The sequence below is a fragment of the Paenibacillus sp. AD87 genome (genome assembly GCF_001659845.1).
Classification (GTDB): domain Bacteria; phylum Bacillota; class Bacilli; order Paenibacillales; family Paenibacillaceae; genus Paenibacillus; species Paenibacillus marchantiae.
On the sequence record NZ_LXQN01000019.1, the window covers coordinates 334,372 to 347,578 of the forward strand.

A 13,207-nucleotide genomic window follows, 5' to 3' on the forward strand; every position below is an offset into this window, starting at 1 on the left:
ACCCCACTGGCAGCGTCTCTATTTGAACAATCTTCAATACTGTGTAGGTCACGCTGCTGCATCCAGCAGAGCCCATTGCAATCAACGGGTCGTACAATCTCAACCTGCGAACAGTTTCAATTATTGCGTACCTTGCCAGTCACCTGATTTCCGTTCTTAATCAGTGTGTAGCGAATGAGCTCACCACTCCAGAAGTGAAATGTCAGCTCGATCTGTCCAGCGTGCAGTTCTTTGAGCCAATCGGGCTGTAGCTTAATTTCATTCGTTTCATAAGAAGGAGCAAATGTGGTCAAGAATTCCTTATACGGTGTCCAGTCCTGTGGCGCTGTGTTCTCACCGGATGTATACACAGCCTCCATCGTGGCAAGCTGACCACCTTGAAACTGGGTGGGAATGGAGAAGGAGTCTACTATACCTGTTGCGTCGCCCAACTCGGGCTCCGTGGACACAATCACATTCCATTTCCATTTTGCACCCTGATTGAACTTCGCTGTGAGTATCCCATTGTTCCCAAGCTTCTGAGTTGAGCTGATCATCCGGGATAACGCAGTGGATTTGACGGTTAACGTGTTGCCACTGAACGAATAATCCGTGCCAGCTTTCAGCATCTCCTCACCCGCATACAGGGCAACCAGCTTGTTTCCGTTTAACTTGATCGTCAATGGTCTGTCTCCCACAGGCGAACCTTGTCTGAAATAGAGCAGATCGCTTTCTCCTACGGCAGAACGTCCTGTCCAGGAAGCTTGGATCATCTGAAATAAATCCGGGTCAGCCCACTGGAATGTTTTTCGATTCAGATGCTGACCATTGTCCCATAACATGGACGTGATCTTTTTTTCTTTTAACTGATGACCGATGAATTCAAAATATTTCAGCTTCTCTCCCTGTTCAATGACATCCGTATGTTTGTCAAAACCGAGCAGGCCATATTCACCAAGAATAACCGGAATACCTTGAACAACTAGCGTGTTGTACACATTATTGAACGTGCTGGCCGCATCATTTTTCGTATCCGTATCGAAGGTGGTATGCCCTGCAATGTTAACGCTGAACGGCCAATATCCGTAATAATGCACCGTAGCAATCAGATTGTGATCCTTCAGCCCCACTATTGTCTGCCGCAAACTGTCGAGTCTCACCTGTGTTGGTGAACCTTCCAGCGTAGGCAGGAACAACGGGCGCTCGCTGTTATTTCCACCTGTTTGCCGTACCAACTTAACAAATGCAGTGTTCAATTCATGCAAAAGCTCCAACTGCCGTGCCTCATCAATATTGCTGCCCGAGCCCATATCTCCGGCATTTGTTGCTCCGCGGTTAAAGCGCGGTTCGTTAACACTCTCGAACATCAGCTTACGAGGTTCATCTTTGAACTGCTTGGCAATCTGAGTCCATACTGCTTTATAACGGGAAAGCACCTGATCGTGGTTATTCTCCAGTTGGCTGATCCAGAGATAGGAATCATGGTGAACGTTCACGACGACATAGAGGTTGGCATCCAGCGCCCATTGGACAACCTCCTGAACACGAGCCATGTAGGCTGGATCAACAGTGTAGTCTGGTGCGTCCCCAATATGCCCATCCCATGTGACGGGAATGCGAATACTTCGGTATCCCTGAGCAGCGATCTGCTGTATCAGTTCCCGGGTAACTCGCGGGTTGCCCCAATACGTTTCATCAGGTCCGACCGTATCCAGAGAATTTCCCAGGTTCCATCCCGGCTGCATCCCGTCAACATCGCTTTGTAGCGGGCCAAAGGCTGTCATTTCATGTTGTCTGGCAAGTTCAGACTTGGCTGCAGAGGCAGGCAAAGGAAGCAGAATAAACAGACACAGGGTGATGCAAACAAGTGCCAGGACGAAATGGTGGCTAGGTGGGTTCATGAGGGCTCCTTTGGATGGGTATACATCGTTAATCTCGTGTGTGAAGCTTGATGTATTGCATTATATCAAAATGAACGTCTGCATAAATCATGTATTTTCACCCATGCTTCTGCGCGTTCTCCGACTCGTACTTTTCCCGGTGCTCCTGCTTCATTTTCACATAATCCGGATCCGTTTTGGCGATCTCCCATTGTGCTTTGAAAATGGCTGCTGATTCAGCCTTCACCTTATCATTCTGATAAGGCAGGATGGAGCCGTCCTCCTTCGAGTATTTGCGTCCGCCTTTATGATTCGTATACCGTCGGGCCCGCGTATAGCCCATTTGCAGAAACTTACGTGCCATATCCATACCGACAAAGTCATCCTTTTTCTTATACTCCAAAAATAGTTCGTAGATCTTCTGCGAGGATTCTTTCGCAATTTCAGGTGTTTTGAACCGCCAGTGCGGTAGAATCTCGCTTTTGTAGGGCTCCACCATTAATACTCCTTGCTCTCCCCGGCCAACGGTATACAGTTCAGGCTGCTTGCGCAGATCAAGCTCCTCGTAATTGAGGCTGTAATCAAACTTTTTCATGGATTCCGCTCCTTCTTGAAGATTATTGTTCCTTTCCACCTCTTTACCCCGATTCTTGTACAACATGCACGGTTAATGGGAAAGAAGAGAAGTACATACATAGGAGGGATAAGGTATGGGCATGTCCGGCAGATATCATGTTGTCACCAAAGAATTGGTTGAATCCATTAAGTCAGGTGAGGTCAGTGTTCATGATTGTTCGGTCGAGCTGGATATCGATAAAATGTGGCAGATGCTTCAGTTTACGTTGACTGGTGAAGTGGTAGAGGGGCAGCCTCCTCTGGGATATGTGGTCCCTTTGGCAGGCGAACAATATCTGGGCAACTATTCAGACATGGATCTGTTCCTGCTGAACAATGAACAGGTGCTCGAGGCGTACATGGCGTTAGAACAACTGACACCTGAAGAATTGAAGAAACGGTTTAGCCTGGAACAAATGGTAGCTGAGGGCGTGTATCCTGTCATGGAAGATTGGGACGCAGAGGAGACATTCCAGGAGATCGTTCAGACACTGAATGATGTTCAGGCTTTATATCAGGCAACGGCTGCAAGCGGGAACGGAATTGTCTTTTATATTTTCTAAGTTCCCACCTCTGTCTGTTTAATTTTTCATTATTCCGGTTATTGATAGAAACAAGGCACAGATTGTTGCCTAAAATCCGGTAGAAGAGAGGGAATACGATATGACACAAGACCAGAATGAAGAGAACAAAGCCATTCAAGACGACGAACCGGATCAATTTGAAACCCCTGCACGTACCGATGGTAAAGAATCCGATGAGGACACTGAGGCAGAGGATACGGAAAAAGAATAAACTCAACTGTTTATGATTGGACTAGGCATAGTGTTGTTGAAGCCAATTACACCAAATTTTAAATATACGTCATACCCGAGGTCGGACCATCGTTCGGCCTCTTTTTGGTATTTATTTACCGATCCGGTTTACAACAATTACCTATAACCCTCATAATAGGAGTGAACCACATTTTTCCTAAGGAGGAGATCGTATCAAAAATCACAAGCTATTGAAGTGGATTGCCGTACCACTCGTTTTGATGATGGTTACGCTTACGGGATGTCAGGCCGTAGGTGGCGTAGATATTAGCAAAGCCGTTGTCAACAGCACAACCGTCAAGTCCGGTGAATCCAAACAGTCGATGCATATAAAAATTGAACCTACAGCAAACCTCGTCGATGAGGATGCGCTTCAAATGATTGAACTCATTAATTCCGTTTCATTGGATATTGAAGATGCCAAAGTGAAGGACTCCAACACGGCGTCTGTCAAAGGTACACTGAGTATGCAAGGAAAGAAATTACCTTTCCATCTGTCGATGGATAAATCGGAAATGGTCATTGATGTAGACGGAGCGCAAAAGCCTCTATACATATCTTTGGAGGATGACACACTTCCTATGCTAGATACGAAGGCGTTGGAGAAGCAGATCGAGGAGCTTTCCCCGAAATTGCTGACCTTTGCGCTGAAGCATTTGTCCAACCCGAAAAATATTTCCGTAACGCCGGTACAGGAATCGGTTAACGGTGAATCGCTGAGCCTCTCCAAGCTGCATGTGGAGATCAGTGGAGAAGAGCTTCTTGCCATGGTTAAACCGTTTCTGACAAGTGTTGCTCAGGATGAGCAAGGACTCAAGGATCTGATTGGAGATCTGTATGATGTGTTCTACCCTATCCTCGTTACATTCAACACGGTTGATATTGGCGACGGCAGTGCCCTTCCTTCTACGATTAGCGAATCACGGGATGCCGAAGTTGCTTCATTGTATGAAATGATTAAAGGCGGTCTTGACGAGATTCTTGCCAATTACGACAAGGAACTAGCCAACTTGTTGACCGAAACACCTGAATTGAAGACGGTGTTCGGAACTGAGACCAATCTCAAATTGGACTTTTATCTGGACAGCGCACTGAATATCCGTAAACAGAATTATGATTTCAAAGTAGCGTTGCCTGCTTCTGAAGATCTGCCAATCAAATCGGTATCCGTATATGGTGACAGTGAACTGTGGAATATTGGTGGACCAGTAACTGTGGATGCCGTGGACAAAACGGCTGGTGCAATTGATCTGATGCAGGGAGATATCACGCCAGGTCAGATGTTGCGCAATTTTGATTCCAATTCACTTGTGTATCAGCTGTTGAAGGATGAAGCGGGAATCACCCGTAAATATGTCATGTTGTATCCGGACGACGAAACCTATGGCGCAGTCACTGTTAAAAATACAACATTTGTTCCTCTTCGTTATCTGTCCGAGGAATTGGATGCTGAAGTGAAATGGACCAAAGGGTCGGATAAAATCGTCGTTATTGACGATATCACCGGCGATGAGATTGTCCTGACTGTGGGTTCCAAGAAGGCCACCGTTGCAGGCAAGGAAGTAACAATGGTCGAACCTGCTTATGTGGGCAAAAACGGCAAAACTTACGTCCCGCTGCGCTTTATGGCCGAATCTCTTGGGGCATCTGTAGATAAGGAAAAAGAAACAGGCTGGATTTTCATCGACCGGCCATAAGTAAGATTTGTATGTGAGTCTTAGGTTGAGAGGGGATTTCAGAGTATGCCAGATTTCTCGTAATGATCATGAAAGAACACAGTGAAAAAATTCCGTTAGACCATTAACGGGATACGTGTGTCCTTTTTGACCCATTACGAGGAGCTTCGGCGTTTCTGAAATGATGAAACGAATCGGGGAGTGCCTCTATTGGAGGTGCTCCTCTTTGTCGTGCCATCCCAAATAAATCCCCAGAGGTGTTATATATGAAAAGTCAATTAATCATCCAATCCAGTTCGATTACATTACGTCCAATAACGCTGGAAGACCAGGGCGCGCTGTATGCATTAACCCGACAACCTGAAATCACGGATATTCTTCCCGAATGGAGGATGACAGAGGAACAGCTGCATGGTTTTCTGCAATTTGTTGTTGGCAGTTACGAGCAGTTCGATCCGAAAGATGTACGGGTCATGCTGGCTGTTGTACACAACAAAGATCAGCAAATCATTGGTTGGTGTGGTGTGTTTCCCAATGACATGCTTGATAGTAATGATCGTGAAGTGGCTTATGCCATTTCACGGGATTATCGGAATAAAGGGTATATCACAGAAGCAGTGAATGCCTTAACGACATACTTGTTCGAACATACTCTGTTGGACCGAATCGTGGGCATTGTGAAGCCATTTAACCAGCCTTCACGCAAGGTGCTTGAGCATGCTGGATTTCGTTACGTCTCTCGCAGAAAACTTTCGGATCAGGCTGATTACGATTATTTTGAGCGATATAAAGTACAGCCGGCACCAGCATCTTCACTGGGGCTGCAATCTCAAGTTCAACTTCGTCGTGCACGCCAAGAGGATGCTGAAGTGCTTACGGAGATATGCACCAGAGCCTTTGATTATGCGATCAAGGTCTGGGCTAAAGGAGACACAGTTCCGGACAGCAACCTTTGTCCACCAGGCTATTCGTCTGTTCGTATGCACAGTTACGTGATCCGTGAATGGGACTATTACGTTATAGAATGGGATGGATGTACCGTTGGTGGAGTCAGTGTCAATGTATTGGGAAGTAGGCATGCGAGACTGGATAAAATCTTTATTGATCCCGTTTGTCATGGTCGGGGTATAGGATCTCAGGTCATCAGGCTTGTTGAGGCCGAATTCCCGGAGATTGGGATATGGAAGCTGGAGACGTCGGGAAGACAGCGGGATAATCATCATTTTTATGAGAAAATGGGTTATATCTGTCTCTATGCGTCTGAAGATGAATATGGATATGAGAAAATCATAACAATAGAGCCTGTAATCCAGCTCCCATCCGAGGAAATATCCAATGTTAAGGATGAGACGGTTACTGAATTTTACCAAGCTGATCTGGATTCACTTCGCTTCAGCACCAGCAATCTTCGGGATATCCGGATGACCGATTGCAACCTGAGTGGGGGCAAATTCACCAATCTGAATATGACCAACATATTATTGGCCGATTTGCGTTTAACAGATAGCAAGGTTGAATTCTGTGCTTTGGATGGTGTTCATTTTCAGGATACACATCTCGGCCAAGACAGAGTACCCATGCGTTGGGGGCATTGTGATCTCAAGGGCAGTCATTTCAATGACTGTGATCTATCCGACGTACAGTTGGAACAGTGTCAGGTGGCAGGAATGAAGATTAATGGAGTGGCTATAGAGGAGTTACTTGCTGCGTATGAATCCATGAAGGCCAAAAGATAAATTAATTATAGCGAAATAGAGAACGCCCGTTTCCGACCTTTGTGTTGGAAATGGGCGTTTTTTTGATGTTACTTTGTAAATAGTCAGCTATGCTGCAAAGCCTGCGGCTTTTTGCTAAAGCCGGTGCTTCCCGCGGTAAAGCCCATCTGTTGGTAGAATTCATGCGCAGCTTCACGATCCGGACGATTTCCGCTGTTCAGGGATAAGGAATCCACGCCATGAGAGGCTGCCCATTGCTCTGCTTCCAGAATGAGCTGACGACCGATGCCGGAGCTTCTGAATTGATCATGCACGATAAGAGCCATGATACGGCAGTGTCTTCCGTTTTTTTCATATAGGTAGGATGTCTGTAGACCAATCAGTCCAACGACACGGCCACGGACTTCGGCAACCAACGTTGCAAAGTTTGAATCTGCAGCGATGTGCGAATAACGCTCCTTCATCTCGACATACGTGGTTGGGTAACCGAGTTGATCCATCAAAATGACCATATCCTGCAAATCTTCGGTGGAACTGTTACGAATCGTTATATTCAGACTCATGATCGAGTCGCCTCCTTTTGACGTTCTTTTAACGAGAGATCAATGATGGAATCCAGCAAACTGGCAAAGGAAATACCAGCTGCGGCTGCACTTTTGGGTAGCAGACTGTTTCGGGTAAGTCCCGGCAGTGTGTTTACCTCAAGCACATAGGGCATGCCGTCCCGAATCATCATGTCCACGCGGGCATAGACACTGCATTTTAACACCCGGTAACAGGTTAGTGCCGCAGCTTCTACACGTTTATGCAAATCCGCAGGCAATTGGACGACCTGCTCCTCAGCGCCGCCATCATTATATTTGGAAGTATAGTCGAAAAACTCGGCATTTGAATGAATAGAGACTACGGGAAGCATCCGACCATCCAGAACGGCGCAGGTAATCTCCTCTCCCTCAATATATTGCTCGATCATGGCGACTTCGTCCCAGACGAGTGCTGCTTCTACAGCCGCATGAAGAGCCGAGGGTTCCTGAACCACTTGTGTACCGATGCTGGAACCGCCTGAATTGGGCTTTACCACAACGGGATACGTTAACTGCTGCACAGCGGTTAATGACAATTCATCCAGACTGCCTACCTGAAGCCACTCGCCAGTAGGTACACCCGCATGCTGGATGAGCCGTTTGGACATATCTTTGTCCATGCATACGCTGCTCGCGAGTACACCACAGCCTGTATAAGGAACACCCAGCGACTCCAAGGTGCCTTGGATCGTGCCATCCTCGCCGTATTTGCCGTGCAGAGCGAGCAGTGCCACATCCAATCCTGCGGCTTTCTCAATGAGATCACGCTTGCTGTTAATCTCCACCGGAATAACCTCATACTTCTGTCCATCCAGATGGTTGATCATCTCCTGTCCGGTGAGCAGGGAAACATTCCGCTCCGAAGATGTGCCACCCATAATAACGCCAACTTTCATGTGAATCCTCCTCATCTCATTTGAACAACCGTCTCGCCAATGATGCGAATACCTTTGCGAATGTTCTCATCGCTGACCCGGGAGAAGCCCAAACGCATCGTGTTTTGTCCCTGGCCCGGTTCAAGATAAAAGGTATCCCCGGGCATGAAGGTAACGCCTTTTGCCTTGCAAGCCGCCAGTAGCTCTCTTGTGCGATATTCCGGCGGGAATTGGACGAACAGGTGAAGGCCGCCTTCACCGGAAACCCGGCACATCGGCAGATACTGCCGCAAGCAGCGAACGACCAGCTCATATTTCCGCTTATATTCCGTGCGGGCCCGCTTCAAATATTTCTCGAAATTGCCGTTGCTCAGATATTGATAGAGCAGTGACTGATCCAGCGTCGAGGTATGAATGCTGCGCGCCCGTTTCATGCTTTCCAGATAATCAATCAGCGCCGCATCCGCAATGACCCAGCCTACCCGCAGCCCCGGAAACAACACCTTGGAGAAGCTGCCCAGATACACGAGACCATTCCCTTTGCCCACACTGGCAATCAGAGGGGAGACATGGGAACCGGAATAACGCAATTCCTCGTTAAAGCCGTCTTCAATAATCGGCACATGGTACTGGTTCATCAATCGAATGATCTCTGTCCGTTTGGCAGGTGATGTGACGATCCCGGTTGGATTGTGGTAGGAGGGTACGAGATAGGCCAGATCATACGGGTTTGCTGCAAGTTCCCGTTCCAGCTGCCGCAGGTCCAGACCATCTGATTCCATATCCACACCGGTGAGATGAAATTGATGAAGCCTCAGATTTTTAACAGCGGTATGATGTGTCGGGTTTTCGCACAGGGCCCTGCCGCTTTTTTTGCGAAGTGCACCCAGTACCAGATCAAAACCTTCCGTAAATCCGTTAGTAATCAGAATATCCTTGCCAGTTAGGTCGACACCTTTATTTTCCATATAGCGCAGCAGATACTTCATAAGAGGCCTGTAGCCTTGCGCATATCCGTAATTCAGCAGTACTTCACCTTCAAGCGACATCCGGTCGAGGAAGGCTCTCTTTACATTGTGCATATCGAACAGCTTCTCATCGGGCGCAATGCTGGTAAATGAAATCTCACCGCGCTCCGATCCTGAGCCATGCTTCATCAGATCATATTGCTCCGCCTGGATTGCATAGTCGCTGACACGTTCGTTCCAGTCCAGCTGCCACCCGGATGTTGCCTCAGGTGCATCAATGGTGGAACTAACGTAATTGCCTTTTCCTTTAACCGCGTAGATCAGGCCTTCTTCCTCCAGTTCCGCATAGGCCAGCAGAATCGTGCTGCGGCTAACTTTCATGAGTGTACTGAGTTCTCGGGTAGAAGGAAGCTTTTGTTTGGCTTGCAGGCCGCCTTTGAGCATCAATCGCTTCATATAATCTTTGACTTGTATATATACAGGGCGGTCCTCCGTCAATTGCAGATCGGAATACATCCCATCACTCCCTTATTTGCTATCTTGCCATATTATAACCCCCGCAGAAAGAACCACGATACCTCTGTTTCCCTGCGGGAGTGGTTAGTTGTTTGCGCAAACGTAAAAAAGCCCTGGCATCATGCCGGGCTGGGGTGAAACGTGATCCATCTTTTATAGTGCTGCTGCTATAACTTTCTAGGTTGGCGTTGCGTGACTAGTCTCTCTAGGATCGATAGCTATCTGTCCTTCTACGTGTGTCTATTTACTCTCGTACGGCTATAATTGCAGGCTTCCTAGGTCAATCCAATGCTATACTAGCTTCGTAAATCTAGGATCTTTCTACGTTTGCTTGCTGCAAGGGTCGATTAGATGATGAATCTTAAAGCTATAAGGCTAAGTTCTTGCTAACTGTACTCTTGTCGTGCGCGCGTAACAGAATTCAGTATGAAAAAGATGATCAATCATGGGGTACAATAGACGGAAGTAGATATAAAGACATATGTCTTAGTGCCCAAATTCTTCCTCATAACCCTATAGTACCACTTTGAATCAGGGAAGTTAACCTTTTTTTTGAAATATTTGTCGTAATAGTTGAAAAAAGCTTGAATCTTGCTTCTTATTAATGAAATGGTTTCCCTTTATAATATATGATAGGATGTAAACCTATAGATAATGAGGAAGTGAACCTATTGATTAATATTACTGTGCCAACACCAGATGTCACCATCACGAAGCAGGCTGATCCACAGCTTAGCCACATTTACGGATTCACCGATTTCCACCTGATTACGCGGGAACAGGGCGGTATCTTTATGTTTTACAATGCCGCTGGTGAGTTGTTATTTGTCGGGAAAGCACGAAAATTAAGACCGCGCATCAAGAAACATTTTGAAGATACCGTATCACCAATGAAGTCACACCGCGAGGAAGTAACCACCATTGAAGTGTACGTTATTGAAGATCCGGTGGATCGCGAAATTTACGAGACCTATATCATCAACACGATGCGTGCGAAATACAATGTAGATAAAGTGTTGTACAAATAAGTATCTCGAATATGCCCCAAGAGCGTTAAGAATTGGAATCAAATGATGGAATGTGCTGAATAAAGCGTAAAGTATTCCTCGCAAAGTTTTGGGACATATAGCCTATGCCTTGCGTCAACAGACAAGGATGTGATCTGCGGATTGCATCCCACGTCTGCTTGGAAGCATTAGAATCTTTATTTTTCAATATGCAAATCAATATGTAGTTCGTAGAAATGGCAATGTAGAACGTAGAGATGGTAGTACAGGATTAACCAAATACATAGAAGAGGTGATTGTTTTGATCGGACGTAGCGGTAACCCCACACTCAAAGATAGTACGTTTGAAGACTCCAGAGGATATGGAGATGATCGGTATCAGACTAGAATGACGATCAACGGTACGGTAAATAAGGCGTTTATTACGCTGGTAATCCTGCTGGGCAGTGCATTTGCATCCTGGATGATGTTTTTCAATGGGCAGGAAGTGCTTCCTCTTGCATATGGAGGGGCGATCGTCGGATTTATCCTCGCATTGATTATTTCATTTAAACCTGTTGCAGCGCCTTACCTTGTGCCGATCTATGCCGTAGCGGAAGGGATGTTCCTTGGTGCACTCTCGGCTACGTATGAATACTTGTACAACGGCATTACGTTGCAAGCTGCGCTGCTGACCATGGCCGTCTTTATCGCTCTGCTAATGGCATACAAGACAAGATTGATCAAAGCTACGGAGAATTTCAAGCTGGGGGTTGTGGCAGCAACCGGAGGTATCATGATTATGTATCTCCTCAGTTTTGTTCTTGGTTTGTTCGGGATTACCGTTCCCTATCTGCATGACAACAGCCTGATCGGAATCGGCATTTCTGTCGTCATTGTCATTGTGGCCGCGCTGAATCTGGTACTTGATTTTGATTTTATTGAAAGTGGTGCCGACAACGGTGCTCCGAAATATATGGAGTGGTACGGTGCATTTGGATTGATGGTTACGCTGGTATGGCTGTATATTGAAATTATTCGTCTGCTCGGCAAGCTGCGGAGCCGGGATTAATTACTTCAAATCTTTGCAAACTTAATCATGCAACTCATCATCAAAAGCTAACACGTGCCCAAAACACGCAGTTAGCTTTTTTGCTGTTTACGGGATAGTCTTAACATCGAACTGTGTACATTCTTCCATATATGGATTGACTGAATGGAAAAGAATGTGATATTTTAATTGATAATGATTATCATTTTCGTTAGTACTAATATAGTACCGGCTGTATTGCCATGTACATTTTATATCAAACCGATCAAGCAGATCGAAAGGAGTGGCCTCATGTTACTGGAAAATGATTCGCAGACCCCTGCGCACTTGCCCGTTACCGGCCGCAGTCCCAAGACGGATCTTGCCAAGGTAAAAGTATATATGGATGAGCACTATGACGAACCCTTGTCTATTGCAGATCTCGCCCACAAAGCCAATATCAGTGCGAAATATTTCGTGGACCTGTTCAAGAAGACCTACGGGCAGAGTGCAATGGAATATCTGACCGATCTTCGCATCAATCGTGCGAAACGATATCTGAAAGAAACAGGGTACAAACTCCGTGAAATCGCGCTGAGAGTAGGCTATAGCGATGAGTATTATTTTAGCCGCAAATTTAAAAAGGAAGTGGGCGTATCTCCTTCGGATTATGCCAAAAATGCGAGAAAACGCATCGCCACCTGCTCCTCCAGCATCATTGGACAGCTGCTGGCGCTTAATGTCATGCCTGTCGCTGCGCCGATTGACCCCAAATGGACCGCTTATTATTATAACGCGCACCGAACAGAGATTCAGTCACATTTGAGACTGACAGACCCGTATACCAGCTTGAGATTTGAAGCCAACGTGGAGCGTTTGGTTCATATCCGGCCAGACGCTATTGTCGGTACGGATCAGATCAGTAATCAGGATCAGTCCAAGCTGGCTGAGATTGCACCTTCTTGTTTTGTACCGAAGTATCACTTGGATTGGCGTGCGCAGTTACGCATGATTGCTGCTTTTCTGGAACGGGAAGAACAGGCAGAGCAGTGGATTAGCGTATACAATCAGCGAGTCGAGAAGGCACGGGATTCCGTAAAACAGAAAGTGGGCCGAGAGAAGGTCATCGTTGTCCGAGTGTATGGCCAGCACCTGTATCTGTATCGAAATCCCGGCATTGAAGAAGTCTTGTACAATAATGGTTTACAACTGGAGACGTTCCCTGATGTTCAGGCCAACACACGGTTAACTTTGGAGCAACTGGCTGCGTTAAATCCAGATCGGATTCTTGTTATGGTGTGTCCTGAGGCCGCATCGCGGGCGTATTGGCTCAGTCTACAGCACTCGCCGGTATGGCGTCAGCTTAAGGCAGTAAGGCAATACCAGATTCATCTGATTACAGGTGATCCCTGGTTTGACTATTCTGCCGTAGGCGTGATGCGCATGCTGGATGAAGCGCTGCTGATTTTCACGGGATATTGTCCAAATGTATATCTGGATAACGTCCATGGTGATTCCCGGGCTACATGACATATAATCCATCTATCTAAATGAGAATGTTTATCAAG

Annotated in this window: 12 protein-coding genes; 7 read left to right on the top strand and 5 right to left on the bottom strand. The window is 46.5% G+C overall.

Annotation, left to right across the window (positions count from 1 at the left end; translation table 11 throughout):
* Positions 1-116 precede the first annotated feature (116 nt).
* Positions 117-1,880 carry a cellulase family glycosylhydrolase gene (locus gpAD87_RS25245; RefSeq protein ID WP_064641618.1) on the bottom strand — a complete coding sequence of 588 codons (1,764 nt, stop codon included), beginning with the start codon at positions 1,878-1,880 and terminating at the stop codon, positions 117-119.
* A gap of 97 nt (positions 1,881-1,977) precedes the next feature.
* A complete protein-coding gene (locus gpAD87_RS25250; protein ID WP_063565875.1) occupies positions 1,978-2,454 on the bottom strand; it encodes a DUF4385 domain-containing protein in 477 nt (158 codons plus the stop codon).
* Between the two features lie 115 nt (positions 2,455-2,569).
* On the opposite strand from gpAD87_RS25250, the gene gpAD87_RS25255 reads away from it, so the two are divergent.
* The 4 genes from gpAD87_RS25255 to gpAD87_RS31610 all read left to right on the top strand — a co-directional run bounded on the left by gpAD87_RS25255 (position 2,570) and on the right by gpAD87_RS31610 (position 6,701).
* Positions 2,570-3,037, top strand: a complete 468-nt coding sequence (locus gpAD87_RS25255; RefSeq protein WP_064641619.1) for a YfbM family protein — start codon at positions 2,570-2,572, stop codon at positions 3,035-3,037.
* Positions 3,038-3,137: 100 nt separating this feature from the next.
* Positions 3,138-3,269 (top strand): hypothetical protein, encoded by a 132-nt coding sequence (locus gpAD87_RS32835; protein WP_256336468.1) that lies wholly within the window; start codon positions 3,138-3,140, stop codon positions 3,267-3,269.
* 211 nt (positions 3,270-3,480) lie between these two features.
* Positions 3,481-4,986: a copper amine oxidase N-terminal domain-containing protein gene (locus tag gpAD87_RS25260; RefSeq protein WP_231952839.1), complete on the top strand. Its 1,506-nt coding sequence runs from the start codon at positions 3,481-3,483 to the stop codon at positions 4,984-4,986.
* A gap of 245 nt (positions 4,987-5,231) precedes the next feature.
* Complete coding sequence (locus gpAD87_RS31610; protein ID WP_082935341.1) at positions 5,232-6,701, top strand: GNAT family N-acetyltransferase; 1,470 nt, start codon at positions 5,232-5,234, stop codon at positions 6,699-6,701.
* 83 nt (positions 6,702-6,784) lie between these two features.
* Here gpAD87_RS31610 and gpAD87_RS25270 read toward each other — a convergent pair whose 3' ends face one another.
* Genes gpAD87_RS25270 through pdxR form a run of 3 tightly spaced genes read right to left on the bottom strand, consistent with a single transcriptional unit; the run spans position 6,785 to position 9,623 of the window.
* Complete coding sequence (locus tag gpAD87_RS25270; RefSeq protein WP_231952841.1) at positions 6,785-7,243, bottom strand: GNAT family N-acetyltransferase; 459 nt, start codon at positions 7,241-7,243, stop codon at positions 6,785-6,787.
* Positions 7,240-8,160 (bottom strand): D-alanine--D-alanine ligase, encoded by a 921-nt coding sequence (locus gpAD87_RS25275; RefSeq protein ID WP_064641620.1) that lies wholly within the window; start codon positions 8,158-8,160, stop codon positions 7,240-7,242. The genes gpAD87_RS25270 and gpAD87_RS25275 overlap by 4 nt, the downstream gene beginning before the upstream one ends.
* 11 nt (positions 8,161-8,171) lie before the next feature.
* Positions 8,172-9,623, bottom strand: a complete 1,452-nt coding sequence (gene pdxR / locus gpAD87_RS25280; RefSeq protein ID WP_064641621.1) for a MocR-like pyridoxine biosynthesis transcription factor PdxR — start codon at positions 9,621-9,623, stop codon at positions 8,172-8,174.
* A 671-nt stretch (positions 9,624-10,294) separates the two neighbouring features.
* On the opposite strand from pdxR, the gene gpAD87_RS25285 reads away from it, so the two are divergent.
* The 3 genes from gpAD87_RS25285 to gpAD87_RS25295 all read left to right on the top strand — a co-directional run bounded on the left by gpAD87_RS25285 (position 10,295) and on the right by gpAD87_RS25295 (position 13,169).
* Positions 10,295-10,651 (top strand): nucleotide excision repair endonuclease, encoded by a 357-nt coding sequence (locus tag gpAD87_RS25285; RefSeq protein WP_064641622.1) that lies wholly within the window; start codon positions 10,295-10,297, stop codon positions 10,649-10,651.
* A 280-nt stretch (positions 10,652-10,931) separates the two neighbouring features.
* On the top strand, positions 10,932-11,681 hold the full coding sequence (locus gpAD87_RS25290; protein WP_064641623.1) for a Bax inhibitor-1/YccA family protein: 750 nt from the start codon (positions 10,932-10,934) through the stop codon (positions 11,679-11,681).
* 270 nt (positions 11,682-11,951) lie between these two features.
* Positions 11,952-13,169, top strand: coding sequence for an AraC family transcriptional regulator (locus tag gpAD87_RS25295; RefSeq protein WP_064641624.1), 1,218 nt, complete (start codon positions 11,952-11,954; stop codon positions 13,167-13,169).
* The last annotated feature ends 38 nt before the right edge of the window (positions 13,170-13,207 follow it).